General features: G+C 71.8%; 20 protein-coding genes. 11 read left to right on the top strand and 9 right to left on the bottom strand.

Features of this window, described 5'->3' with window-relative positions; all coding sequences use genetic code 11:
• Positions 1-3: 3 nt before the first annotated feature.
• The 3 genes from AB0B58_RS18570 to AB0B58_RS18560 all read right to left on the bottom strand — a co-directional run bounded on the left by AB0B58_RS18570 (position 4) and on the right by AB0B58_RS18560 (position 2,072).
• Complete coding sequence (locus AB0B58_RS18570; protein WP_360224857.1) at positions 4-654, bottom strand: hypothetical protein; 651 nt, start codon at positions 652-654, stop codon at positions 4-6.
• On the bottom strand, positions 651-1,178 hold the full coding sequence (locus tag AB0B58_RS18565) for a sigma-70 family RNA polymerase sigma factor (protein ID WP_360224855.1): 528 nt from the start codon (positions 1,176-1,178) through the stop codon (positions 651-653). Before AB0B58_RS18565 ends, AB0B58_RS18570 begins: the two co-directional genes overlap by 4 nt.
• Positions 1,179-1,247: 69 nt before the next feature.
• Positions 1,248-2,072, bottom strand: a complete 825-nt coding sequence (locus AB0B58_RS18560) for an AfsR/SARP family transcriptional regulator (RefSeq protein WP_360224853.1) — start codon at positions 2,070-2,072, stop codon at positions 1,248-1,250.
• A gap of 475 nt (positions 2,073-2,547) precedes the next feature.
• Between AB0B58_RS18560 and AB0B58_RS18555 the strand changes: the two genes are divergently transcribed.
• The gene (locus tag AB0B58_RS18555) at positions 2,548-4,233 is read left to right on the top strand and encodes a S8 family serine peptidase (RefSeq protein WP_360224851.1); all 1,686 of its coding nucleotides are present in this window, start codon (positions 2,548-2,550) and stop codon (positions 4,231-4,233) included.
• 45 nt (positions 4,234-4,278) lie between these two features.
• Here the strand turns inward: AB0B58_RS18555 and AB0B58_RS18550 are convergent, their stop codons facing one another.
• Together AB0B58_RS18550 and AB0B58_RS18545 are read right to left on the bottom strand one after the other, a co-directional pair.
• Positions 4,279-6,066, bottom strand: a complete 1,788-nt coding sequence (locus AB0B58_RS18550; RefSeq protein WP_360224849.1) for a TIGR03767 family metallophosphoesterase — start codon at positions 6,064-6,066, stop codon at positions 4,279-4,281.
• Positions 6,067-6,231: 165 nt separating this feature from the next.
• A complete protein-coding gene (locus tag AB0B58_RS18545; RefSeq protein ID WP_360224847.1) occupies positions 6,232-7,047 on the bottom strand; it encodes a ThuA domain-containing protein in 816 nt (271 codons plus the stop codon).
• 159 nt (positions 7,048-7,206) lie between these two features.
• Between AB0B58_RS18545 and AB0B58_RS18540 the strand changes: the two genes are divergently transcribed.
• The 4 genes from AB0B58_RS18540 (at position 7,207) to AB0B58_RS18525 (ending at position 15,090) form a co-directional block, all read left to right on the top strand.
• Positions 7,207-10,152: a family 16 glycoside hydrolase gene (locus AB0B58_RS18540; RefSeq protein ID WP_360224845.1), complete on the top strand. Its 2,946-nt coding sequence runs from the start codon at positions 7,207-7,209 to the stop codon at positions 10,150-10,152.
• Between the two features lie 96 nt (positions 10,153-10,248).
• A complete protein-coding gene (locus AB0B58_RS18535) occupies positions 10,249-10,545 on the top strand; it encodes a hypothetical protein (RefSeq protein ID WP_360224843.1) in 297 nt (98 codons plus the stop codon).
• Positions 10,546-10,737: 192 nt separating this feature from the next.
• Positions 10,738-14,034 carry a S8 family serine peptidase gene (locus tag AB0B58_RS18530; protein ID WP_360224841.1) on the top strand — a complete coding sequence of 1,099 codons (3,297 nt, stop codon included), beginning with the start codon at positions 10,738-10,740 and terminating at the stop codon, positions 14,032-14,034.
• A gap of 183 nt (positions 14,035-14,217) precedes the next feature.
• Entirely contained in the window at positions 14,218-15,090 is an 873-nt protein-coding gene (locus AB0B58_RS18525) for a tetratricopeptide repeat protein (protein WP_360224839.1), read from the top strand.
• A gap of 55 nt (positions 15,091-15,145) precedes the next feature.
• Here the strand turns inward: AB0B58_RS18525 and AB0B58_RS18520 are convergent, their stop codons facing one another.
• The 3 genes from AB0B58_RS18520 to AB0B58_RS18510 all read right to left on the bottom strand — a co-directional run bounded on the left by AB0B58_RS18520 (position 15,146) and on the right by AB0B58_RS18510 (position 18,914).
• Positions 15,146-15,280 carry a hypothetical protein gene (locus AB0B58_RS18520; protein ID WP_360224837.1) on the bottom strand — a complete coding sequence of 45 codons (135 nt, stop codon included), beginning with the start codon at positions 15,278-15,280 and terminating at the stop codon, positions 15,146-15,148.
• Positions 15,281-15,399: 119 nt separating this feature from the next.
• Entirely contained in the window at positions 15,400-17,088 is a 1,689-nt protein-coding gene (locus AB0B58_RS18515; RefSeq protein WP_360225310.1) for an ABC transporter ATP-binding protein, read from the bottom strand.
• A 92-nt stretch (positions 17,089-17,180) separates the two neighbouring features.
• On the bottom strand, positions 17,181-18,914 hold the full coding sequence (locus AB0B58_RS18510) for an ABC transporter ATP-binding protein (protein WP_360224835.1): 1,734 nt from the start codon (positions 18,912-18,914) through the stop codon (positions 17,181-17,183).
• Positions 18,915-19,032: 118 nt separating this feature from the next.
• Here AB0B58_RS18510 and AB0B58_RS18505 point away from each other — a divergent pair, with 118 nt between their 5' ends.
• Complete coding sequence (locus tag AB0B58_RS18505; protein ID WP_360224833.1) at positions 19,033-19,725, top strand: endonuclease/exonuclease/phosphatase family protein; 693 nt, start codon at positions 19,033-19,035, stop codon at positions 19,723-19,725.
• A gap of 16 nt (positions 19,726-19,741) precedes the next feature.
• Here AB0B58_RS18505 and AB0B58_RS18500 read toward each other — a convergent pair whose 3' ends face one another.
• Entirely contained in the window at positions 19,742-21,505 is a 1,764-nt protein-coding gene (locus tag AB0B58_RS18500; protein WP_360224831.1) for a LuxR C-terminal-related transcriptional regulator, read from the bottom strand.
• A 288-nt stretch (positions 21,506-21,793) separates the two neighbouring features.
• On the opposite strand from AB0B58_RS18500, the gene AB0B58_RS18495 reads away from it, so the two are divergent.
• From AB0B58_RS18495 to AB0B58_RS18475, 5 genes are read left to right on the top strand one after another with little or no spacing between them, the layout of a single operon-like run.
• Entirely contained in the window at positions 21,794-23,143 is a 1,350-nt protein-coding gene (locus AB0B58_RS18495; RefSeq protein WP_360224829.1) for a glycosyltransferase, read from the top strand.
• On the top strand, positions 23,140-24,201 hold the full coding sequence (locus AB0B58_RS18490) for a DegT/DnrJ/EryC1/StrS family aminotransferase (RefSeq protein ID WP_360224827.1): 1,062 nt from the start codon (positions 23,140-23,142) through the stop codon (positions 24,199-24,201). The genes AB0B58_RS18495 and AB0B58_RS18490 overlap by 4 nt, the downstream gene beginning before the upstream one ends.
• Positions 24,198-25,379 carry a cytochrome P450 gene (locus AB0B58_RS18485; RefSeq protein WP_360224825.1) on the top strand — a complete coding sequence of 394 codons (1,182 nt, stop codon included), beginning with the start codon at positions 24,198-24,200 and terminating at the stop codon, positions 25,377-25,379. The genes AB0B58_RS18490 and AB0B58_RS18485 overlap by 4 nt, the downstream gene beginning before the upstream one ends.
• Before the next feature lie 27 nt (positions 25,380-25,406).
• Positions 25,407-25,598, top strand: a complete 192-nt coding sequence (locus AB0B58_RS18480; RefSeq protein ID WP_360224823.1) for a ferredoxin — start codon at positions 25,407-25,409, stop codon at positions 25,596-25,598.
• Between the two features lie 59 nt (positions 25,599-25,657).
• Positions 25,658-26,434: an alpha/beta fold hydrolase gene (locus tag AB0B58_RS18475; RefSeq protein ID WP_360224821.1), complete on the top strand. Its 777-nt coding sequence runs from the start codon at positions 25,658-25,660 to the stop codon at positions 26,432-26,434.
• Positions 26,435-26,445 lie beyond the last annotated feature (11 nt).

Below are 26,445 nucleotides of genomic sequence, written 5' to 3'. Positions count from 1 at the left end.
TAATCAGTCACCGGAACCGCCGGTGGTCCCAGTGGATCGCTGCGGCTCGGCCGAGCCGGGAACCTGGTACTTCTCGCCCGGCTGGGCGGCACGGCCGATGGTCTGCCGGACCCTGCCGTCGCCGTTTGCGGAGACCCGGATCACCAGATTGCAGGGTCCGGAGGCGGTGGCGCAGTCCTGCCGGCTGGTGACCCGCATGCTGCCGCCGCCGTCCGTTTCGAGCAGCATCCCCACCATCGCCGGTGGTACCGGCACCAGGACTATCTCGACGTCCCGGCCGACCGCCGCGAAGCCCTTCTCGTAGCGGGAGCTGTCGGCGAGCGGGTCCTTGATCCGCGCGATGAACTCGCCGCCCTCCTTCCTGATCTCGATGGCCTCGTTGGCGTACGACGTGGCCGTGCCGGCGCCGTCGGGCAGCACGACCGGGCCGAGCACGATGGCCACGGCCATGACCCCGGCGGACGCCGCGGCCAGGGCGAACCGCCGAACGGGCCGCCCGGCCGACCGGCGCTGCCGCACGGGATCGGACCGGTCGCTCACGATCGCGGCCAGCAGGTCGCGGGCGGCGGGGCTCCGGTCGCACTCGATGAGTTGCTCGTCGGTGACCCGGGCCAGCCGTGCCACCTGCCGGTCAATGTCCTTCGCCGGGGTCATCGAACACCTCCTTGCAAGGTGGAAGGATCAAGCACGACTCCTGCCGCGGCCAGTTCCCTGGCCAGGCGTTTGCGGGCCCGGTGCAACCGGATCCGCGCCGCGTTGCGCGAGCACCCGAGAACCGTCGCGATCTGGCCCGGGTCGAGCCCCTCCCAGGCCACCAGCGAGAGCAGTTCCCGCTCCTGGTCGGGCAGTTTCCGGAAGATCGCCGGCACGATGCCGAGGTCCGCGCTGTCCTCGGCGCTCGCCTCGTAGAGGACGGCGATCTCCGAGGCGAGCTGCCGCTGGCGGGTCGCCCTGCGGCGCTGGCCGGCCAGCACGTTGCGCGCGACGCCGTACAGCCACAGGCGGGCCTCGTCGCGCGGCGGAACCCGGTCGATGCTGCGCCAGGCGATGGCGAAGGTCTCCGCCACCACGTCGGCCGCGTCCTCCGGTGTGTCGCAGCGACGGGTCGCATAGCCGAGCAGATGGTGGAACATGCCGGTGTAGAGCGTCTCGAAGGTGGCCGTCCGCTCGTCGCTCATCGGCCGTGCCCTCCTCGATGCCGCTCCGTGTCCCGACATCTCATACATGTCGCAGGGGCCCGCGGCATTTCACCTCCGTTGCCACCGGATCGGAAGATCTCGCGGGCGCCGCCGGATCAGCGCGACCAGTTCGTGGCCCTCGGCGCCGCGCAACAGTGCCGTGTGGACGCTGGCCAGCAGCGGGGCGTCCAGGCCGGTGCTCTCCACCAGGTGGTGCTGCGCCCGGCGGAAGGTGTCCACGGACGCCTCGATGCGGCGGCCGATCAGCGTCTCCGCCGCCATGAGCTGCAACCACGGCAGCTCCCGGGTCGGGTGCGCGGCCGTCATCGCCCGCAGCAGCGGCAGCGCGTCGCCGGGGCGGTCCAGGGCCAGGTAGCCCTCGACGATCACCTCCTCGGCCTGGAACCGCAGGTCCTCCAGGTCTATCGCCTCGATCTCCAGGGAGCTGACGTCGCGCACGCCGGCCAGCGCCTCCGGGCCCCGCCACAGGTCGAGGCCGCGCTGGACGGTGTGCACCGCGTCGAGGATCCGGTTGTCGGCGAGGTGCCGGCGGCCCTCCCGGAGCAGCGCGCGGAAGGTCTCCGTGTCGACCTCGACGTGCCGCGCCGACAGCCGGTACCCCGGCAGGTCGCTCTCCAGCGGGCTCTGGCCGATCAGCCGCCGCAGCGCCCGGATCTGGTTACGTACCATCTGTACCGCGCTGTCCGGTGGCGCGTGGTCCCAGATGCGCCGGACCAGTTGCTCGGCCGACAGCGGCGTCTCCCGGCCGACCGCCAGCAGGGCCAGCACTTTTCGCAGCTGAGCGGGCAGGCTGCCGTGATGTTCACCGCCCGCCGTGATCGCAATCGGCCCGAGCAGCCGGACCGTCAGGGTTCGTCCTTCCTGAGTATGCATTTCCGTCCCCCGTCCCCCGTCCCCTTGAAGTGCGTAGATCCTTTCTCCATCGGATTCCGGATGACCCGAATTCGCCATCAGCGACGCATCCTCCGATGCATGAACGCGCAGCTCAGAGGCGTTTCATGCCGTGGGATCAGCAACCGGCACGCGCGAACATTGATCTACTTGCGTCAAACTAATGATGGGCCGCGACATCGAACGCTGTGAAGGAATTCCATACGATGGAACGGCGTTTGTGAGTTCCCTTACAACTTGCCCGTCGGGTGAAATGGCGACGCAAATGTTAACCCTCGGAACAATTCTTAAAGGCGATCGTCGCACCGTCGATCCCGGCCGGCCCGCCGTCGTGGCGACGACCGCTCCCGCCCGGCGCCGCGACCACGTATCCATATGTTCGCCGGTATAGATACCGGAACGTGATCTGAGTTCGATGTGATGTGGCACTGTCAACCGCATCGGAGGAAAGCGTTCCATGAGAAAACGCCTCACCGCCGGAGCCGTCGCCACCGCGACCGGCCTGGCATTCCTGATCACCGCACCCGGCGGCTCGGCGGTCGCCACGCCTGCGGTGTCGACGGCCGAGACGGAATACACCGTGGTCGCCGAGGACGGGGTATCCGCCGAGGCGGCCATGCAGGCGATCACCGCCGCCGGCGGCACCGTCGTCGGCCGCAACGACGCCGTCGGCATGTTCCAGGTGACCTCGCAGCGCGCCGACTTCGGCGCCCGGGCCACCGCCGCCACCACCCTGATCGGGGCGAGCGAGCGGAAGGCCATCGGGTACGCGCCCAAGGCCGACAAGGCGATCGAGCGGGAGAACCTGACCGCCGCCGCGTCCTCCCGGAAACACTCCTCGAAGGGCGCCAAGCTCGACCCGCTCGACGACAAGCTCTGGGGCCTGAAGATGATCAGGGCCGACAAGGCACGCAAGAAGGAGGCCGGCGACCGGCGCATCACCGTGGGTGTCCTCGACACCGGCCTCGACGCGAGCAACCCGGACCTGGCGCCCAACTTCAGCAAGCGGCTCTCGCGCAACTTCGCCGCGGACCTGATCGACGTCGACGGCCCCTGCGAGGTCGCCGGCTGTCTCGACCCGGTCGGCACCGACGACGGCGGCCACGGCACGCACGTCGCCGGCACCATCGGCGCGGCCGTCAACGGTTCCGGAATCTCCGGCGTCGCCCCCGGCATCACGCTGGTCGAGCTCAAGGGTGGCCAGGACTCCGGCTACTTCTTCCTCGAGCCCGTCGTCAACGCGCTCACCTACGCCGGTGACGTCGGCCTCGACGTGGTCAACATGTCGTTCTACGTCGACCCGTGGCTCTACAACTGCACCGACAACCCGGCCGACACCGCGGAGCAGAAGGCCGAGCAGAAGGCCATCATCCAGGGCATGAAGCGCGCCCTCGAGTACGCACACCGCCGCGGCGTCACCCTGGTCGGCGCGCTCGGCAACAACCACGAGGACCTCGGCAAGCCGCGTACCGACACGTCCAGCCCGGACTACCCGGCCGGCGCCGCCAAGCCGCGTCCGATCGACAACGGCGCCTGCTGGGACCTGCCCGTCGAGGGACCGCACGTCATCGGCGTCTCGTCCGTCGGCCCGTCGGGCCAGAAGGCCGACTACTCCAACTACGGTCTCGAGCAGATCTCCGTCGCCGCGCCGGGCGGCTGGTTCCGCGACGGCTTCGGCACCCCGACCTCCCGCACCAACGGCAACATGATCCTCTCGTCGTACCCGGTCAAGGTGCTGCAGGAGGAGGGCAAGGTCGACGCGGCCGGCAACGTCACCGCCGGCAACGAGGAGCTCGTCCTCAAGGAGTGCACCAAGGCCGGGGTCTGCGGCTACTACACCTACCTGCAGGGCACCTCGATGGCCTCGCCGCACGCCGCCGGCGTGGCGGCGCTGATCGCCAGCAGGTACGGCAAGCATGACCGGTGGCGCGGCGGCCTGACGATGTCGCCGGCCAAGGTCGAGAAGCAGCTCTACCGCACCGCCACCGAGACGGCCTGCCCGGAGCCGCGGCTGCGCAGCTACGCGCAGGAGGGCCGCGACGCCACCTTCGACGCCCTGTGCGAGGGCGGCAAGCGGTTCAACGGCTTCTACGGCCACGGCGTCATCGACGCCTACGCCGCGGTGACCGAGCACCTGCGCTGATCTGGATCCGCTCGGGTTCCCGGAGACCCGGGAACCCGAGTGGGATCAGCTGCCGCTCATCGCGGCGACCTGGACGCCGTGCCGGCTCCGCACCGAGAGCGGGTCCGGCAGGAGCAGTTCCACGTTGCGGTCCGGGAGTTCTCCCCGGCGGGCGTCCGTCCGGTTCGGCAGGTCGTTGGCGGCCAGCTCGCGGGAGAGCGAGGCCAGCGCGACGGTATCGGTCAGCCGGCGGCCCCGGGAGATCGGGCCGCTGTGATCCACGATCGTGCAGAAGATCGACAGGGTGTCGTCCAGGTTGTCGGCCACCTCGATGATCCTCGACTGCTGCGGCCAGTCGATGTGCGCCGCCGTGTTGATCTCCCAGAAGCCGCCGCCGACGGCCGCACCGGACGGGCGGGCGTGCGGCAGCACCTGGTTGCGGTGCGTGTGCCCGTTGACCCAGGCGATCACGTTGGGATAGCGCAGCAGCAGGTCGCGCACCTGCTGGCCGCCGATCCGGCCGCTGCCGTCGGAAACGTTGGTCATCGACGCGACGGTGTGATGGCTGAAGATCATCACGTACCGGTCGGGGCCGCCGCGACGGCGCACCACCTCGCCCGATGGCGCCAGCCACCGGCGGCTCGCCGCCTGCAACTGCGCCTCGAGCCAGGCGAACTGCGCCGGCTCCAGCGACCCGTCGGAGCCGCCGGCGCTGTTGACCGTGTCCAGCACCACGCCGAGTACCGGCCCACGGCTGAACGTGTAGTAGGCGGTGCCGGCGGCCAGGTTCGCGGCCGTGAATCCGTGCCCGACCGGGCCACCGGTGGTCTTGAAATGCTCCCTGATGGTGGTGCCACGGTCCACGATCCGGCGGTTGGCGTCGGGCGTGACGAACCGCCGGCCGCCCTCCGCCAACTGCTTGTCCACCGCGGCCGGGTCCAGCCGCAGCAGCGCGACGATGAACTGCACCTGCGCGGACAGCGGCGCCGCCAGGATCGACGGCGGCAGGCTGGTCAGCTTCAGCGGGCCGGTCGCCAGCTGCCGTACCAGGTCGTTGCTGGGCAGGTTGCCCTGCACCAGACCGTCGTGGTTGCCGTAGACGGCGTACCACGCCCGGTCCAGCCCGACCGCGCGGAACGGCGCCCGGGCCGCATCGAGCAGGCCGGGTACCCGCGGGAACCCGTACTCCGCGGTGGGCCGGCCGAACCCGCTCTCCGGATGCCAGAAGTACGGGTCCGGCGCCACGTCGTCCAGCACGCCCTCGTACCGCCCGGTGTCGCCGGAATCGGGCCGCACCGCGCCGCCGTCGAGCAGGTCGATGTACCAGCGCAGCTCGTTGAACTGACAGTTGTCGGTGTTGTCGCCGGTGACGACGGTGAACCGCACCGGCGCGCCGGTCGCCGGGCCGCGACGGACCCGGCGCAGCTGGCCCACCATCGCGTTCGCCACCTGCGCGCTCAGCAGCTCCTGTGGACGGTGGGCGCTCGCGAAGCTCGACAGGCCGGGAACGCCGCTGTAGCGGGCGAAGAACTCGAACCGGGCCGGCGACTGCACGTCCATCACGTGCACGTCGGTGAGCTGCGTGAAGCAGGTCAGCACCCGCCGGTGGCGGCAGGCATGGCGGGACACGCCGGCCAGTTCCCCACGGAACAGGTACGGCTCGCCGGCCGCGGCGGTCAGGCGTGCGTAGCCGCCCGCGCCGGCCGGGCCCCGGACGATCGTGCGCGCCAGCGTCGTCCCGGCACCCCGGCCGGCGGACGCGGCCGGTTCAGAGAACGGATCCAGTGCTCCGGCAACGGTGAACCCGGCCGCGCCGAGCGCGCCGCCGAGGATCGTACGCCTGGTGATTCCCACGCCATTCCCCCTTCAAGCCGCCCCGCTGCGGCGTCCCTACACGATTTCCGGCAGGTTTCGCGAACGCAATCAGCCGAAGGGGCGGGCTCGGGCGGACATCGAGTCCATTAGGGACCTAATAGGCCGCGATCAGTCCTAAGTGGCCCTTAGGCATCGATCTCTGGCTCAGTCCTCCCGGCCGCAGCCGAACCGCGCCACGCCGGCCGCCATCCGGATGCCGCCGAGGAGATGGGCCAGCAGCAGCGGCTCGGAGTAGTACTCGGGCTTGTGCCCCATCGCGGTGTAGAAGGCGCGGCCACCGTCGTACGGCTGGCACCAGGAGATCGGATGGTGCCGGCCCATGCCGGGCGAGCCGCCGGGGACGCTGTAGCCGCGCGGGTCGTAGGTCCCCTCGTCCACCTCGGCGAGGACCCGCACGGTGTCCCGCGGATTGGTGCGGAAGTTGTACCACTCCTCCTCCCGGACCCAGCGGCGCGGCAACGGCCGGGTGGCGGCGGTGTCGCGGTCCAGGACCCGCACCGTGGCGACCTGGAACTGCGGGCTGACCGAGCCCGGGTGGTCGCGGAAGTACGCGCCGACCAGCCCGCCGTACCAGGACCAGTCGTACTCGGTGTCCGAGGCGGCGTGGATGCCCGCGTACCCGCCGCCGGCGCGGATGTAGCGCTCGAAGGCGGCCTGCTGCGCGTCGGTCAGCACGTCGCCGGTGGTGCTCAGCCACACCACGACGTCGTAGCGGGCGAGGTTCGCGTCGGTGAACGCCGCGGCGTCCTCGGTCGCGTCGACCGTGAAGCGGTGCCGGGCGCCGAGCTCCCGGATCGCGGCCACCCCGGCCGGGATCGAGTCGTGCCGGAACGCCGCGGTCTTCGAGAAGACCAGCGCGCTGAACCGGGGATGCCCGGACGCCGCGGCCGCCGGCGCCGCCAGACCCGCGACTCCCACCGCCAGAACCACCGCCATCAGGAACCTGACCATGAACCTCATGACCCCTCCTCGATCGAAGCGTATGACTTCCGGCTGGACCCGGGAACTTTCGTGGGCTCAGCGGAAAGTTCAAACTATTTCATCGAAAGTCATGGACGTTGCGAAGCAACTGGATCAAGATATTCACCATCCTGAATCCCACCCGTAACGGGAGCGCCCATGAAACGTGCGGTAGTGGCCGCCTTGATCATCGGAACCTTCACCGCGGCGCCGGCCTACGCCGGCGACCCGCCCCAGGAGCCGGGGGTCACCCTCCGCACGTACGACATCGGGGTGCCGATCAGCCGGGTCTGCGACCTCAAGCCCGGACAGACACCCAATGTGGACAAGCTGATGCCCACGGTGGACTGGTCGACCGACGAACAGTTCGGCCTGTCGGAGAACTTCGTGACGCACGCGCTGGCCAACCTCACCGCGCCCGCCGACGGCTCGTACACCTTCCGGCTCACCAGCGACGACGGCTCCAAGCTGTGGATCGGCGACACCCTGGTGGTCGATCATGACGGGCTGCACGGCGCCGACGCCAAGGACGGCACGATCGACCTGACCGCGGGGGTGCACCCGCTGCGCGTCGAGCACTTCGAGCGCGACGGCGGTCAGCGGCTGACGCTCGGCTGGCGGCCGCCGGGCGCGAGCGGCTTCGCGGTGGTGCCGACGAGCGCGCTCAGCACCGACGCCGGGGTGGTCCGCGTGACCGCGCCCGGGCGCAAGGAGTGCACCACCGGCACCGACACGCCGGGCGACGGGCTGCCGCTCACCGCCGTGCACCCCGGCTACGACCTCACCGACCTGCGCCCGCCGGGCTTCGAGCCGCAGGTCACCGGGATCGCGTGGCGGCCGGACGGCAAGATGGTGCTCAGCACGTGGGGCGGCTCGGACACCCTGGCCGGCGAGGTCTACCTGGTCGAGAACGTGACCGGCGAGACCGGGCCGGGCAGCGTCACCTACCGCAGGCTCGCCGGCGGCCTCAAGGAGCCGATGGGCGTCGCCGTGGTCGACGGCATGGTGTACGTGTCGCAGAAGCACGAGCTGACCGAGCTGCGCGACACGAACGGCGACGAGGTGCTCGACGCGCGGCGCACCGTGGCGGTCTGGCCGTTCGGCGGCAACTTCCACGAGTTCGCGTTCGGCCTGCTCTACAGGGGCGGCGACTTCTACCTCAACCTGTCGGTCTCGATCAACCTGGGCGGCGCGACCACCGACCCGCAGCCGGTCGGCGGCCGGGGAACGAGCATCGTAGTCAACCGGCGCACCGGCAGGGTGACCACGGTCGCGGGTGGCCTGCGCACCCCGAACGGAATCGGCTGGGGGCCCGGCGGCGAGCTCTACGTCACCGACAACCAGGGCGGATGGCTACCCTCGTCCAAGCTCATCAAGATCGAGAAGGGCGCGTTCTACCAGCACTTCACCAACCCGGACGGCCCGTTCGACGCCGAGCCGGTCACCCGGCCGGTGCTCTGGCTGCCGCAGAACGAGATCGCCAACTCGCCCAGCACCCCGGTACTGCTGAAGTCGGGGCCCTATCGCGGTCAGTTCCTCATCGGCGACGTCACCTACGGCGGGCTGCAGCGGGCGTACCTGGAGACGGTGCACGGCCGGGAGCAGGGCGCGGTGTTCCGGCACACCCAGGGTCTCGAGGCCGGCGTCAACGAGGTGTCGATCGGCCCGGACGGCGCCGTCTACGTCGGCGGGCTCGGCGCCGACGGCAACTGGGGCCAGGAGGGCAAGCTCCGGCACGGCCTGCAGAAGCTCACCCCGAACGGCACCGACGTCTTCGACATGCGGACCATGAGGGCCACCGCCACCGGATTCAAGATCGAATACACGAAGCCGCTGTCCGATGCGACCGTCGCGAAGCTGCCCACCGCGTACGCGGTGGAGCAGTGGCGCTACGTCGCCACCCCGCAGTACGGCGGCCCGAAGGTGGACCGCGAGACGCTGCCGGTGACCGCGGCCAGGGTCTCCGCCGACCGGCGGACCGTCACGCTGACGATCGCCGGGCTGCGCCGCGACCGCGTGGTGCACCTGCGCTCGCCGCGCCCGTTCAGTGCCCGGGACGGCGAGACACTGTGGAGCACCGAGGCCTGGTACACACTGAACGAGGTTCCCGGCCCGCGGCCGCGGCAGGTCCACTACGAGGCCGAGGAGGGCAACCGCGAGGGCGGCGCCACGCTCGCCACCGACCACCGCGGCTACTCCGGCGTCGGTTTCGTGGCCGGCTTCGGCGCGCTGAACTCCGCCACCACCACGCACGTGACGGTGGACCGGGCCGGGGACTACGCGGTCGGGCTGCGCTACTCCAACGGTCCCAACCCGTTCAGCGGCACCAAGACCGTGAGCGTCCACGTCAACGGACGCAAGATACGCCAGGTGCCGCTGCCGTCCACGGTCACCTGGGACGAGTGGGCGACGGCCACCGAGACGCTGACGCTGCGCAAGGGGGTGAACGCGATCCAGTACCGGGTCGACGCCCTCGACACCGGGCACGTCAACCTCGACCTGGTCAGCGTTCGCCGGCCCGGTGAGCGGATCATCCTGTTCGACGGCCACGGACTGGACGACTGGCAGCACACCGACGGGCGGCGTCCGCAGTGGCCGGCCGTCGAGAGCGCGGCGACCGAGGTGTGCTGCGGCGACCTGCGCACCCGGGAGGCGTTCCGGGACTACCGGCTGCACGTCGAGTTCAAGGTTCCGCTCCTGCCCGCCGACGTGACCGGCCAGAACCGCGGCAACAGCGGCGTCTACCAGCAGGAGCGATACGAGATCCAGATCCTCGACTCGTACGGGGACACGACGCTCGACAACAACGAGGCCGGCGCGATCTACCTGCACAAGGCCCCCGACGTGAACGCGTCCACCGCGCCGGAGACGTGGCAGACGTACGACATCGGGTTCCGCGCGGCCCGCTACGACGAGGCCGGGAACAAGACCGCGAACGCCCGCGTCACCGTGGTCTGGAACGGCCGGACCGTGCACGACGACGTGGAGATACCGGCCGGCACCGGCGGCAACATCCCCGAGGGCCCGTCAACGGGCGCCATCCGATTGCAGGACCACGGCAACAAGGTCCAGTACCGCAACGTCTGGATCGAACCGCTCACCTAGCGTTCATTCGATCGGGTTCTTCGGGGACTCGCGACGGTTCGAAGGGAGGGAAGGCTGATAACTTCGAGCCACAATTCGGACACCCGGGAGGCTTGGATGAGCTTCATTCAGATCATCGAGTACGAGACCGACCGGCCGGATGAGATGTGGGCTCTCGGGGATGCGCAGACCGCCCGGCTGGGCGACGCGCCGGAGGGATTCCGGCTCACCGTCACCCAGGACCGGGACAACCCGAAGCAGTTCGTGACGGTCGTGGAGTTCCCGTCGTACGAGGCGGCCATGGCGAACAGCGACCTGCCCGAGACCGGCGAATTCGCCCGGCAGATGGCGGCGCTGTGCACGAGCGGGCCGCGCTTTCGGAACCTCGAGGTCAAGAGGTCGTTCCCGGCCTGACGGATAGCACTGCGCATCGGGGTGGCGGTCTGACGACCGCCACCCCGATCGTGTACGTCCAACATGTCCGGACCTTTTGGATCGTCCGGACGGGTAGCTGGTTCTAACCCGGAATGCCCGGTTGCGCGACCATGGAAGAGTTACGGCCATCTATGAGTCGGGCCGCGTGACCCGGCTGACGGGAGGCCCTCCATGCGCCTGAGAAGACTGCACACCGCCCTGCTCGCCGTGGGGACGGCCGCCGCGCTCACCGCGGTCGCGCCCGCCGCGGCGTCCGCGGCACCCGGTCCGCAAGCACCGCCCGGCCGGGTCGCCGGGAAGTCCAGCAGCATCACCCTGATCACCGGTGACCGCGTGATCGTCGCGCCGGACGGCCAGACCAGCGTCGAACGCGCGCCGGGACGGGCGGGAACGCGGTTCGTCAGCCGCCGGGCCGGCGGCCACCACTACGTGATCCCGGTGGACGCGCTGCCGCTGGTACAGGGCGGCCGGATCGACCAGCGGCTGTTCGACCTGACCGCGCTGCGCGACTTCGGCTACACCGGCGAGGCCGAGTTGCCGCTGCTGCTCGCGTACCCCAGGTCAGGAAGCCGCAAGGGACCGGCGGGCGCCAGGGCGGCGACCGGCGCGACGGCCCGCGTAGTCCGCGATCTGAGCGGGGTCGGCGCGCTCGCGGTGCGCGCGCAGCGCACCGCGCGGGCCGGGCTCTGGAGCTCCCTGACCACGGGTACGGCCGCGGCCCGCGCCCTTCGCCCGGGCGTCGAGCGGATCTACCTGGACGGCAAGCGCAAGCTCGACCTGGACGTCAGCGTGCCGCAGATCGGCGCGCCGGCGGCCTGGCAGGCGGGTCTCGACGGCACCGGCGTGACGGTGGCGATCCTCGACTCCGGCATCGACGCCACCCACCCGGACTTCGCCGGGAAGATCGTGGCGAACGAGAACTTCACCACCGACGCCAACGCCGACGACGTCGTCGGCCACGGCACGCACGTCGCCTCGATCATCGCCGGCAGCGGCGCGAAGTCCGGCGGCAGGTACAAGGGCGTGGCGCCCGGTGCGAAGCTGGCCATCGGCAAGGTGTGCGAGACCGAGTTCTGCGAGGAGTCGGCGATCCTGGCGGGCATGCAGTGGGCGGCGCAGGCCGCACCCGTGATCAACATCAGCCTTGGCGGTGGTGACTCGCCCAGCATCGACCCGCTCGAGCAGGCCGTCGACGACCTCAGCGCGGCGCACGGGTCCCTCTTCGTGATCGCGGCCGGCAACTCCGGCGATACCGCGACGGTCGGCTCGCCGGGCAGCGCCGACTCGGCGCTCACCGTCGGTGCGGTGGACGACGAGAACCAGCTGGCCGACTTCTCCAGTCGCGGCCCCCGGGTCGGCGACGACGCGATCAAGCCGGACATCACCGCGCCGGGCGTCGACATCGTCGCGGCCGCGGCCGCGAACGGCCAGATCGGCTCCCCGGCCGGGGAGGGCTACGTGAGCCTCTCCGGCACCTCGATGGCCACCCCGCACGTCGCCGGCGCGGCGGCGATCGTCACGCAGCAGCACCCGGGCTGGTCCGCCAAGCAGCGCAAGACCCTGCTGATGGGCGCCGCGCGACCGACCGAGGGCGTCGACGTCTTCGGCCAGGGCGCGGGGCGCGTCGACGTGGCCCGCGTGGTGCGCCAGGCGGTGGCCGTCGACGAGGGCAGCATCAGCTTCGGCCGGCAGGAGTGGCCGCACCAGGACGACGTGCCGGTCACCAGGACCGTCACCTACCGCAACGGTGGCGCCGGGCCGATCACCCTGTCGTTGGCGCTGACCGGCGACCCCGGCACGTTCTCGCTGGCGGCGACCAGCGTCACCGTGCCGGCCGGCGGCACCGCCACGACCACGGTCACGGCGGACACCAGCGGGGACGGCACCGACGGCTTCAAGACCGGGCGGCTGGTCGCGACCGGACCCGGCGACGTCCGGGTGGAGACCCCGGTCGCGGTGAACCGCGAGGTGGAGAGCTACGACATCACGCTGGCGCACGCCGGCCGGGACGGGCGGACGGCCGAGCACGTCACGTCGCTGAACCGGCTGGACACGCTCGCGTTCTACGACGTCTTCAGCTCCGAGGCGACCGACAGGGTGCGGGTGCCCAAGGGCGAATACGGCCTGTTCACCTGGATCTACGGTGAGCAGGACGTGACGATGCTGGTCCAGTCGAAGCTCGTCGTCGACGGCCCGGCGACCGTGCGGCTGGACGCCCGCCGCGGCAAGCCGGTGAAGATCACCGTGCCCCGCAGGGACGCCACGCCGGCCCTGGTCGCGATCAACGCCGACTGGGTCAACGACGATTTCGGGGTCGGCGTCTCCGCGCTGTCCGAGCGCGGCGACGACATCTTCGTGGGACAGGTCGGCCCCCGCGCCAGGCAGGCGGGCTTCTACGGATCGGTCAACGCGTCCTTCGCGAAGCTCGACGAGACGGGAGATACGTTCCAGGACACGCCCTTCACCTACAGCCTCGCGTACCTGAGGAAGGGCGCCTTCTACACCGGCTTCACCAAGCGCGTCCGGGCGGGCGAGCTGGCGACGGTGAGGTCCGGATTCGCGGCCGAGGCCGAGGGCGTCACCCCCGTCAAGTTCAACTGGCCCGACCTGGGGCCGCGCATCGGCGGATGGGCCGTCGGCATCCCGTTCCGGCTGCCGTCGGAGCGCACCGAGTGGCTGAACACCGAGGGCGGGCTCGCCTGGTCGGGCGAGTTCGACCAGGAGCTGCGGAGCGATCCGGAGAGCTACCCCGACCTGATCAGCATCGCCTTCGCGCCCAGCAAGCGGTACCAGGCGGGCAGGACCTACCGGGCAAGCTGGAACCGCGCGGTGTTCGCACCCTCGGCCGCCGGTGACGTCGACTTCGCGGCTCGGATCGAGAATCAGATCGTGGCCGGCGTTCCGCTGTTCGGCGACGGCTCCGGGCACTGGGGCGACGCGCGCACCGAGACCGCGCGGACCGCGCTCTACGCCGGCGGCAGGCTGATCGGCGAGGAACCGTCCGGCTACGCCGAGTTCGAGGTGCCGCCGGGGAACGCGCGGTACCGGCTGGAACAGTCCGCCACCCGCGGCGCACCGTTCCGGCTGTCTACATCGGTCAGTGCCGCGTGGACGTTCCGTTCGGCGGCGGCCGGAGCTGACCCGGTCCGCCTGCCGTTGTCCACGGTCCGGTTCAGCCCGCGCGTGGACGGCAGGAACGTGGCACCGGCCGGTCCCGCTTTCATCCCCGTCACCGTCGAGCGGACGGCCGGTTCGGCGGCCCGGCCCAACCGCACGCTGACCGTCGAGTTCTCGACCGACGACGGGCACACGTGGCGGCCGGCCAAGGTGCGCGGAACCGGCGACCGGCGGACGGTCCAGGTGACCAATCCCGCCGGAACCGGGTTCGTGTCGCTGCGCGCCGATGCCACCGACGCCGCGGGCAACACCGCCGCGGTGACGGTGCTGCGGGCGTACGCGGTCGGGTAGGACCTAGACAGAAGAAAGACGAGGCGGTGGGCCGACGGCCCACCGCCTCGTCAGGTGGTCCACGCCTGCAACGCCCGGCGATCGGCAGGAACGCGGGGAACTCTGCCCAGGTCACGGGCGATGTGCCACTTCGCGGGTCGATCACGCCGGCGCTCTGGCAACGGCAGGCCTTAGGGTGGCTCGATGATCATCGAGCCGTTGAATCCGGAGGACCGTGCCGACTGGCTGATCGAACGGGGCCGGGTGGACGAGGCGATCACTGTGCTCGAGGGCCTGGCGCGCGACGGCGACGACGGCGACCTGTACAACCTGACCGCGCTGCTGGTGGAGCAGGGCCGCGTCGAGGAGGCCGAGACGCACTGGCGCGCGGCCGTCTCGGCCGGCCTGCCGGGGGCGCACGGCGGCCTCGCGGCCCTGCTGGCGGAGTCCGGGCGCACCGGGGAGGCCCTCGCCGGGTGGCGGGCCGCGATGGAGGCGGGCGAGCCGCACGCCTGGTCCGAGCTTGCCAGGCTGCTCGGCAGGGCGGGCCGGGTGGACGAGGCGATCGCCGAGTACCGCGCGATGATCGCGGGCGGCGACGCGGCCGCGGGCCGAGACCTGGCCAAGATGTACGCGCGGGCGGACCGGCCGGACGACGCGATCGGTGCCTACCGGCGGGCGATCGACGCGGCGGGCGTCGCCCGATGGCCGCTGGGCGCGCTGTTCGAGAGGTTCGGCCGCCTGGACGAGGCGGTGGCCGCCTACCGGGACGCCGTCGCCGCCGGCGAGGAGCACGTGCGCTACCGGCTGATCCGGGCCCTGGCGTCGGCGGGCCGCCTGGCGGAGGCGACCGCGGCGATCCAGGAATCGGGCGGCTCCCGCCGCTCGCTCGGCTGGCTGCTCGCCGAGCAGCGGCGCTTCGCCGAACTGGAGGCCGAGGCGTGCCGGCTCAAGGGCGCGGGCCGGATGGAGTGGGTGAGTCTCATCGTGGGCGCGCAACGGTCCGCGAACTACCACGACGACTGCCCGGCCGACTGCGAGGCCCGCACCAAGGTGGTGCGCGAACTGCCGCAGTGAACGAACTACCGAGGATTCCGCCACCCGGCCCGCGGGTGGTTGCTGAGATGGTTGATCATGGGGCGGTGCCGAACCCTGCGGAGATGCCCGCGGAGTCCGAGTCGTTCTCTCTGGACACGCCGCCGCTGTTCGCCGCGCTGGCGTCGGCCCGCAGCGTGCTGATCGCCGGCGCGGGCGGCGGTTTCGACATCTACGCCGGTCTGCCGCTGGCCTTGGCGTTGTGGCGCCGCGGCGTGCAGGTTCACCTGGCCAACCTGTCGTTCTCCGAGCTCGGACATCCCCCGCGTCTTCCCGCACTGAACGCGCGCACTACGGGGTGGGGTGCTGCGACCGGACCAGGTTCGCGTACGCGCCGCCGGCGCGGATCAGCTCGTCGTGTCCGCCCTGCTCGGCGATCCGGCCGTCCCGCATCACGATGATCACGTCCGCGTGCCGGATGGTGGACAGGCGGTGCGCGATGACGAAGGTGGTCCGTCCGGCGCGCAGCGCGGCCATGCCCCGCTGGACCAGCTGCTCGGTGCGGGTGTCGACCAGGCTGGTCGCCTCGTCGAGCAGCAGCAGGACCGGGTCGGCGAGGAACGCGCGGGCGAGCGTGATCAGCTGCCGCTCGCCGGCGCTGATGCCGGACGCGTCCTCGTCGAGAATCGTGTCGTAGCCCCCCGGCAGGGTGCGGACGAAGGGATCCAGGCCGGTGGCCCGCGCCGCGCCGATCACGTCCCCGCGGGTGGCGCCCTCCCGGCCGTACGCGATGTTGTCGGCGATCGTGCCGGCGAACAACCAGGCGTCCTGCAGCACCATGCCGGTGCACGAGCGCAGGTCCTCCCGGGTCATCGCGGTGATGTCGGTACCGTCGAGCAGGATCCGGCCACCGTCCACATCGTAGAAACGCATCAGCAGGTTGCCCAGCGTGCTCTTGCCGGCGCCCGTCGGGCCGACCACGGCGACGGTGCTGCCCGGCTCGACGACCAGGGACAGGTTCTCGATCAGCCGCCGCTCCGGCACGTACCGGAAGGAGACGTCCCGGAACTCGATGCGGCCCCGCGCGCGGGCCAGGCGCACCGGGTCGGCGGGTTCCGGCTCCTGCTCGCCGGCGCGGAGCAGCTCGAAGATGCGCCCGGCGGACGCGACACCGGACTGCAGCTGGCCGGAGGCGTTGGCGAGCTGGCCGAGCGGCTGGCCGAACTGGCCGGAGTACTGCACGAACGCCTGCACGTCGCCGAGTGACAGGCTGCCGGTCGCGACCCGGAGCGCCCCGACGGCGGTGATCGCGACGTAGTTGAGGTTGCTGACGAACATCATCGCCGGCTCGATCGCCGCGGAGATGAGGTTCGCCCGGAAGCTCACCTCGCGCAGCACCTCGTTTTCCGCGTCGAAGGCCTGCTCGGCGTCCGCGCGCCGGTCGAGAACCTTGATCAGTGAGTGCCCGCTGTACGCCTCCTCGACGTGCGCCGTCAGCACGCCGGTGGCCGCCCACTGCCGGCCGAACATGGGCTGCGACCGCATCACCAGCCGGGACACGATCAGGCCGGAGACCGGCACGCCGGCCAGCACGACGACGGCGAGCAGCGGGGAGACGACGAACATCAGCACCGAGACGACCAGCACCGCGAACGGCGCGGTGACCAGCTGGCTCAGCGCCTGCTGCAGGGTCCGCTGCACGTTGTCCGCGTCGTTGGTGACCCGGCTGATCAGTTCGCCGCGCGGGTTGCGGTCGAAGTAAGCGAGCGGCAGCCGGGCCAGCTTGTCCTGTACGCGTTCGCGCAGCCCGGCCACGGCCAGCTGTACCACGCGGGCGGCCATCCGGTCCTGCGCGAGCTTGGCCGCGGACGCGGCAACGTACAGGATCACGGCGAGCGCCAGCAGGCGGCCGATCGCCGCGAAGTCCATGCCGCGGCTCACCGCGCCGGCGAAGATCAGGTCGGTGACCCGGCCGAGTAGCAGCGGCCCGGCGGCGTTCAGGAGCACCCCGGTCACGCCGAGGGACACCATCGCGACGATCCGGCCACGGTACGGGGCCAGCAGCCCGAACACCTGCGCGACGCCGGTCGGCGGCGCCCGGTGCCGGCCGCCGGGTGCGGTCCCGGCGGCCGTCACCGCGCGGCCTGCGGCTCGAGCTGAGAGGCGGCGATCTCCCGGTACGTGTCGTTGCGCGCCAGCAGCTCGTCGTGGGTGCCGGCGCCGACCAGGCGGCCGCGGTCCAGCACCAGGATGCGGTGCGCATGCCGGACGGCGCTGATCCGCTGCGCCACCGTCAGCACGATCGCGCCGGCCGTCCACGCGCGCAGCGCGGAGCGGACCGCGGCGTCGGTGGTCGCGTCGAGCGCGGAGAAGCAGTCGTCGAACAGGTAGATCCGCGGGCGGCGCGCCACGGTGCGGGCGATGGCCAGGCGTTGCCGCTGGCCGCCGGAGACGTTCGTGCCGCCCTGCGACAGCGGCGCGTGCAGGCCGCCCGGCATCGCCTCGACGAACTCCCGGGCCTGCGCCACCTCCAGCGCCCGCCACAGCTCGGCGTCGGTGGCGGCCGGGTTGCCGAAGCGCAGGTTGGTGGCGACCGTGCCGGAGAACAGGTACGGCGTCTGCGGCACCAGGCCGACGAGACGGCTCAGCGCGCCGGGGCTCAGTTCGCGCACGTCGACGCCGTTCACCCGGATCGCGCCGGCGGTGACGTCGAGCAGGCGTACGGCCAGGTTCAGCAGTGTCGTCTTGCCGGCGCCCGTGCTGCCGACCACGGCGACCGTCTCGCCCGGGCCGGCCACCAGGTCAATCCCGTCCAGGATCGGGCGCTCCGCGCCCGGGTAGCCGAAGCGCGCGGAGCGGATCTCCAGCAGCGGGGCGTCCCCGGCCGGGCGCGACTCGGCCGGCGGTGACACGCCCGGCTCGCAGTCCAGCACCTCGAGGATCCGGCGGGCGGAGGCGCCGGCGCGGGGCACGTTGAGGAAGACAAGCATCGCGGCGACGGTGGCCATCAGGATCAGCGCCTGGTAGCCGAGGAAGGCGTTCAGGGTGCCGGCACCCACCCGGCCGTCGTCGATGCGGACGGCGCCCGCGTAGAGCAGGGCCACGGTGAACAGGTTCATCACGAGCAGCACGGCCGGGAACATCGCCGCGGTGAGCCGGCCGACGCGCAGCGCCACGTCGAGCAACCCGGCGTTGTGCAGGGCGAACCGCCGCCGCTCGTGCGCGTCGCGGACGAAGGCCCGGACCACCCGCACGCCGGTGATCTGCTCGCGCAGCACCTGCCCGACGCCGTCCAGGCCGGCCTGCATCCTGGCGTACAGCGGGCTCATCCGGGCCAGGATGATCGTCGCGGTGATCGACACTGCCGGCACGATCAGCGTGATCAGCCAGGCCAGCGGCGTGTCGGAGCGCATCGCCAGCAGCATGGCGCCGGCGCAGACGAACGGTGCGGCGAGCGCGACGTTCAGGGTGGTCAGGATCAGCTCCTGCACCTGCTGCACGTCGTTGACCGTCCGGGTGACCAGCGAGGAGGTGCCGAACCGGGCCGCCTGGTGTACGGACAGGTCGTGGGTGCGGCGGAACACCGCCGCCCGCAGGTCGCCGCCCACCGCGGTGGCGATCCGCGTGCCCCGCCACACGGCGACGACGCTGAGCGCGGCCTGCAGCACCGCGGTCGCCACCATGATCAGGCCGGTGGACACGATGCGGTCCCGGTCGCCGGCCATGACCCCGTTGTCGATCACGTCGGCGCTCAGCGCCGGCAGCGCCAGCAGGGCGGCGGTCTGCGCGACCTGCAACAGGACGAGCAGCAGCAGGGCGCCGCGGTAGGTCTTGAGACGGGCGCGCAGGAGTCGGAGCAAACCCACAACACGCCCTTCGCCGACCGGTCCTCTAATCCCAGCCTGCGCTCAGCCGATCAGGGGATTTCCTAGAGTTCGCCCGGCTATACCTGACGTAAGATCACAGACCGATCGGAAGGCGGCCATGGTTCTCAGTCTCGCCAGCCTCAATCTGCACTGCGGGCTGGATCACCGCGGCGCGCCGTACTCGGTCAAGGCGGCCGTCGCCGCGCTGGACGCCGACGTCATCGTCGTGCAGGAGAACTGGCGAGCGCGCGGCGGCGAGAGCCTCGCCGCCTCCGCCGCGGCCGACTGCGGGTATCCCTGCTTCACCGAGCTGGACATGGTGCCGGACTCGCCGCTCGCCGACCTGGACGTCGTCGACGGCGCCGCGCCCGACGAGGTCGGCGCGTGGGGCCTGGCGGTGATGAGCCGCGTCCCCTGGGTCGGCACCACCGTCATCGGACTCGGTGCGGCGCCCGGGGACGTGGTCGGCGCCCGCTCGGCGCAGGTGATCGAACTCCCCGGCCTGCGCGTGGTCAACGTGCACCTGACCCACCGGCTGCTGCACGGGCCGGCACAGCTGCGGCGCCTGCTCGCGGGCCTGCGCTCGTCGCGGGTGCCCACGCTGATCGCCGGGGACCTGAACATGTGCCGGCCGACGGTCTACCTTGCCCGCGGCTACCGGCCGGCGGTGCGCGGGCGTACCTGGCCGGCGCAGCGGCCGGTCGCGCAGCTCGACCACGTGCTGCTCGGCGCCGGCGTCACGGCGACGGGCGCCGAGGTCGGCCCGAACCTCGGCTCCGACCACCTTCCGGTCCGGCTGACGATCCAGTGATCCGCCCCGGGGCCGGTCACTGTGTCGGCTCGGTGCGGATGGAGCGCGGGCGGGGGCGGCGCGGCCGCGGTGCCTCGGCCGCCGGGATCAGGCCGGGCACGTCGGGCAGGGCGCTGCGGCGCTGCACGTCCAGCTTGCGGTAGATGCGGGTCAGGTGCTGCTCCACCGTGCTCGCGGTGAGGAACAGGCGGCGGGCGATCTCGCGGTTCTTGTAACCCTGCGCGGCCAGCTCGGCGACCCGACGCTCGGCGCCGCTGAGCTTCGCCGAGCACGGGCCGCCGCGGGGGGCGGCCGGCGGGGCGTCCAGGCCGCGATCGGCCAGCTCGCGCAGCAGCAGGACGGCGCCCGCGTCGTGCGCGAGGCGCCAGGCCCGGTTCAGCGGCGCGTGCGCGTACTGCCGCTCGTTGACCTGCTCGAAGGCCAGCCCCAGCTCGGCCAGGCAGCGGGCCAGCTCGAGCCGGTCGCCGCACGCCTCGAGCAGGCCGACGGCCTCGCGCAGCGGCTCGGGACGCCGGGCCGGAACGAGGGTCGCGGCGTAGACCCGCAACGCGGCGGCACGGATCCGCGGCCGGGTGTCGCCGAGCGCGCGGAGCTGGCGGTCGGCCAGGGCGCGGGCGGCGTCCGGCTCGCCGAGGAGCAGGTGGGCCCGGGCGGCGTCGAGCATCCACGGCGACAGCCCGGGGTAGCTGACACCCCAGGTCTCCTGGATCTCGCCGGCCGCGAGGAACTCGCCGAGGGCGGCCCGCTCGCGGCCGACGGCCAGGTAGTGCAGGCCGCGGGCGCGCAGATAGATCAGGCCGTACGGGCTGCGGCCGAGCGCGCGCGGCACGGTGCCCCGCAGCCGTTCGGCGGCCTCGTCGTGCCGGCCCTGCTGGGTCAGGGACTCCAGGACCGTGCCGAGCGGCATCCCGACGAGCACGCCCCAGCCGGCCGGGGTGAGGGCGCGCAGCGCGGCCTCGGCGGACTCCTCGGCGGCGCACAGGTCGCCGCGGCGCAGCTCGTCGCGGGCCCGGGCGGCGGTCAGCAACGCCTCGGGGACCCGGCTGGCGCAGCGCCGGGCGGCGGCCAGCAGGTCGGCGAACCATGGTGCGCCGGGGTCGAGGGTCTCCGTGTCGTCGAGGGCGAGCAGGGCCATCTGCAACGGCTCCAGGGCGGCGCGGTTCGGGACCAGGCCCTGCAGCACGGCCTCGGGGGTGGCGGATCCGCGCAGCCACGGGCGGGTGGCGGCGACGGTGTCGACCGGCGGCGCCGCGGCGCGCGGTGTGAACGCGCCGGGGTAGAGGCGGCTGAGCCAGACGTCGGTCACGGCGCCCTCGATGCCGGGTTCCGGCCGGCCGGCCAGCATGGTGGCGGCCTCGTCGATCAGGCCGTGCCAGGCGAGGCGGCGGGCCAGCACGGCGGTGCCGGACCGGCGCGCCGCCGCGGTGTGGCCGAGTTCGACGAGGGCGCGCACGGAGCCGGCCGGGCGGAGCCACCACTCGACGTCCGCCAGCTCCGCCTCGGCGGGGCCGCCGGGGTCGGCGCGCACGGCCAGTCCGAGGAACTCCCGGGCCTCCTCGTCGCGGCCGAGGGCGACCGACTCGGCCGCTGCCTCGCGCAGCGCCGCCACGGCCCAGGGCTCGTCGCTGCCGCCGGCCGCGGCCAGGTGGAGCGCGGCGATGTGTACGGACTCGCCCGCGGCGAGCAGCGCACCGGCCGCCTCGAGATGCCGGGCACGGTGTGCGTGAAGATCGGGCGCATCGGGATCGCAATTGCAGACGCGCGGCAGAGCCCTCGTCACCGTTTCCTTTTCTCCACGTCGACTCAACCGGTTAATTGCACCGACAATGAGATATGACCCTGGTCGGGGGCGAGCGAAGGACCATTCCCGCCACCCGGAAGCCGCGATCAAGCCTATCAATGGTTGCGCTTTCAGCCGTATCCGCTTCTCTTCTTCTCACACCGGGTTGTCACGCCGGGGCCACGGATGGTAGTGGAGGCGTCGCTTGCCGAGGTCTAAGGAAATCCCCGGTGCCCGGCATGGGATCAACATGGAGTGAAGCCATCGACCGCGCCTGACGCGCGTCCCGTGTTGTTCGTCAGCCTGCCGGAGAGCGGGCTGCTGAACCCGATGCTGGTGCTCGCGTCCGAGCTGGCCCGCCGCGGCGTGCCGGACCTCTGGTTCGCCACCGACGAGCCGCGCCGGGACGACGTGGAGCGGATCGCCGGTGCGGCGCCGGTGCAGTTCGCGTCGCTCGGCCCGGTGACGCCCGAGCTGTCCGCGGTGACGTGGGACGACGACGTCTACCGCGAGGTCACCCAGCGGAGCCGGTTCAAGGCGCACCGGGCGGTCATCCGGCACACCTACCGCCCGGATCTGCAGGCGGTGAAGTTCCGGGCGCTGGCCGAGGTGGTCGACAAGGTGCAGCCCTCGCTGATGGTCATCGAGTCGCTGTGCGGCTTCGCCGTCGATCTGGCGCTGACCCGCGGTATCCCGTTCGTGCTCAGCGTGCCGTTCCTGCCCAGCAACATCCTCACCGCGCACAACCCGTTCGGAAAGTCGTACACCCCCAAGGGCTTTCCGGTACCGCACTCCGGCCTGCCCGCGCGGATGACGCCCGGGCAGCGGCTCCGGAACCGGCTGTTCAAGCTGCGCACCCTCGCCATGTTCTTCAACCCGGCGATGGGCCGGGTGCTCTCCGAGGACGCCCGGATCCGCAAGGAGCTGGGGCTGACCGCGCCGAGCCCGATGACCCGGGTGGACGAGGCGCGGATGATCCTGTGCGCCTCGATACCGGAGCTGGACTACCCGTTCGAGGTGCCGGAGAAGCTGAAGCTGGTCGGCGCGGTGCTGCCGCCGCTGCCCGAGGCCTCCGCGGACAACGACGTGACGCGCTGGCTGGATGCCCGGGAGTCCGTCGTCTACATGGGTTTCGGGACCATCACCCGGCTCACCGCCGAGCAGGCGGGCGCGCTGGTCGAGGTGGCCCGCCGGCTCGACGGCCGCCACAGCGTGCTGTGGAAGCTGCCGGCCGAGCAGCAGCACCTGCTGCCGCCGCCCGGCGAGTTGCCGGGCAACCTGCGCATCGAGAGCTGGCTGCCGTCGCAACTGGACGTGCTGGCACACCCGTCGGTGAAGGTCTTCTTCACCCACGGCGGCGGCAACGGCTTCCACGAGGGCATCTACTTCGGCAAGCCGCTGGTCGTCCGGCCGCTCTGGGTGGACTGCTTCGACCAGGCCGTCCGCGGCCGTGACGCCGGCGTCAGCCTGACCCTGGACCGGCCCATGACCATCGACCCGGAGGACGTGATCGACAAGTTGACCCGGGTGCTGACCGACCCCTCGTTCACCCGGCGCGCCGAGGAGCTCGGCGCCCGCCAGCGCGCGGCCGGCGGCGCACGCGCCGCGGCCGACCTGATCACACAGGTGGCCCGATGAACTACCGGTACCCGGTGTCCATGCCGTCCCTCGACGGCCGCGAGCTGGAGTACGTGACCAGCACCATCAGCGACGGCTGGATCTCTTCACAGGGCCCGTTCGTCGCCCGCTTCGAGCGGGCCTTCGCCGGCTACAACGGCGTCGCGCACGGGGTGGCCTGCTCGTCCGGCACCGCCGCCCTGACGCTCGCGCTGCGGGCCCTCGGCGTCGGCCCCGGCGACGAGGTGATCGTCCCCGAGTTCACGATGATCGCGTCCGCCTGGGCGGTCACCTACACCGGCGCGACACCGGTCTTCGTGGACTGCGGCGACGACCTGAACATCGACGTCACGAAGATCGAGGCGGCGATCACCCCGCGGACCAGGGTGATCATGCCGGTGCACATCTACGGCCGGCGCTGCGACATGGACCCGATCATGGATCTGGCGTTCCAGTACAACCTGCGCGTGGTGGAGGACTCGGCCGAGGCGCACGGGGTGCGGCCGGTCGGCGACATCGCCTGCTTCTCCCTGTTCGCCAACAAGATCATCACCTCCGGCGAGGGCGGCGTCTGCCTCACCAACGACCCGGGCCTGGCCGGGCAGATGGCGCACCTGCGCGCGATGGCGTTCACGAGGGATCACAGCTTCCTGCACAAGAAGCTGGCCTACAACTACCGGATGACGGCCATGCAGGCCGCCGTCGCGCTGGCGCAGACCGAGCGGCTGGACGAGATCCTGGCCCGCCGCGCGCAGATCGAGAAGCGGTACGACGAGGGTCTACGCGACATCCCCGGCATCACCCTGATGCCGCCGCGCGACGTCCTCTGGATGTACGACCTGCGCGCCGAGCGCCGCGAGGAGCTGCGGGCCCACCTGGCCGGGCACGGCATCGAGACCCGGCTGTTCTTCAAGGCGATGAGCCGCCAGCCCGGTTATCTGGATGAGCGCTGGCCGTCGCTGAACGCGACCAGGTTCAGCGAGGACGGCTTCTACCTGCCCACACACACGTCCCTCACCGACGCCGACATCGACATCATCGTCGCCCGGGTCGGCGAGTTCTACGAGAGGCCGTCATGAGCGAGACCGGGGAACAGCTGGTCGTCGACTTCCCGCTGCGCAAGGAGGGCGAGCCGTTCCCGCCGCCGCGCTACTGCGAGTACCGGCGGCGCGACGGGCTCGTCCTGTCGTACCTTCCGGACGGCAGACCGGTCTGGCTGGTCACCCGGCACGCCGCCGTACGGGAGATCCTGACCAGCAGGAAGATCAGCTCCAACCCGGACCGCGAGGGTTTCCCGAACATCGGCGAGACGATGGGCGTGCCGCGGCAGGACCAGATCCCCGGCTGGTTCGTCGGCCTGGACCCGCCCGAGCACGACCGGTTCCGCAAGGCCCTGATCCCGGAGTTCACCGTGCGCCGGATCCGGGAGATGCGCCCGGCCATCCAGGGCGTCATCGACAAGGTGATCGACGACCTGCTGGCGGCCGGCGACGAGGCCGACCTGATCAACGACTTCGCGCTGCCGATCCCGTCGCTGGTGATCTCGGCGCTGCTGGGCGTGCCGGCCGCGGACCGGGAGTTCTTCGAGTCGCGCACCCGGACGCTTGTCAACATCCGGCAGTCCACCGACGCGCAACGCGACCTCGCCAGCCGGGAGCTGCTGCGCTACATCAACCGGCTCATCGAGATCAAGTCGAAGTGGCCCGGCGACGACCTGCCCAGCCGGCTGCTCGCCGGCGGCGTGCTGCAGGCGCGGGAACTGCCCGGCGTGCTGCTCCTGCTGCTGATCGCCGGGCACGAGACCACGGCGAACAACATCGGCCTCGGCATCGTCACGCTGATGGAGAACCCGCAGTGGATCGGCGACGACCGGATCGTCGAGGAGCTGCTGCGCCTGCACTCGGTCGCCGACCTGGTGTCGCTGCGGGTGGCGGTGGAGGACGTGGAGATCTGCGGCCAGCTGATCAAGGCCGGCGAGGGCATCGTGCCGCTGGTCGCGGCGGCCAACCACGACGAGGAGGTGTTCGCCTGCCCGCACCTGTTCGACCCCGGGCGCAGCGCCCGCCAGCACGTCGCGTTCGGCTACGGGGTGCACCAGTGCCTCGGCCAGAACCTCGTCCGGGTGGAGATGGAGCTGGCGTACCGGACCCTGTTCGAGCGGATCCCGGGCCTCTCGCCCGCGGTCGGCGCGGAAGGCCTGCCCTACAAATACGACGGTGTCCTGCACGGCCTGCACGCGCTGCCGGTCCGCTGGTAGCGACGCCGAACGACCACGGAGGACGAGATGCGTATCACGGTGTCGACCGAGGCCTGCGTCGGCGCGGGACAGTGCGTGCTGTCCGCGCCCGACGTCTTCGACCAGGACGACGACGGGGTGGTCGAGGTGCTGGCCGCCGAGCCGGACGCCGGGCAGAGCGGGGCGGTGCACCTGGCGCAGGAGTTGTGCCCGTCGGGCGCCATCGCCGTCCAGGACTAGCAAATTCCGGCACCCCGGTCCGATTTGATGAGCGACACCCAGCGAGAAGGAGCCCTGCCGTGACGATCGCCGACGACGCGACCAGGTGGATGCGGCGCTACCACCCCGGCCCGGGCCGGGCGGTGCGGCTCGTCTGCTTCCCGCACGCGGGCGGCTCGGCCAGCTTCTACCACCCGGTCTCGGCGGCGCACGGCGCCGTCGCCGACGTGATCTGCCTGCAGTACCCGGGGCGGCAGGACCGCCGCCGGGAGCCCTGCCACACCTCCGTCGCCTCGCTGGCCGACGCGATCGTCGCCGAACTGCGCACGCTCGACGAGAAGCCCACCGTGTTCTTCGGGCACAGCATGGGCGCGGTCCTGGCGTTCGAGACCGCGCTGCGGCTCGAACGCGACGGCGCGGGGCCGCGCACGGTGATCGCCTCCGGGCGGCGGGCGCCGTCGACCTCACGCACCGAGACCGTGCACAACCGCGACGACGACGGCGTGATCACCGAACTGAAGCGCCTCAACGGCACCGTGCCGGATCTGCTCGGCAACGACGAGATCCTGCGCATGGCGCTGCCCGCGATCCGCGCCGACTACGAGGCCATCGAGACCTACCGCGGCCTGCCGGACGCCCGGCTGCGTGCCGGCATCACCGTGCTCACCGGGTACGCGGATCCGCTCACCACCGCCGACGAGGCAGCCGCGTGGGAGCGGCACACCGAGGGCCCGTTCCGGCTGACCGGCTTCCCGGGCGGCCACTTCTTCATCGCCGCCCAGCAGCACGCGGTGAACGCCGAGATCGCCGCGGACCTGGCGGCCGCCCGCCGGCCCGGTGTCGAGGCCGTCCGGTAATTCCCCTGTCA

This window comes from Actinoplanes sp. NPDC049118 (assembly GCF_040648555.1).
GTDB lineage: Bacteria > Actinomycetota > Actinomycetes > Mycobacteriales > Micromonosporaceae > Actinoplanes.
Note: the sequence above shows the minus strand (reverse complement) of the source record. Positions and strands in the feature narration are given on the sequence as shown.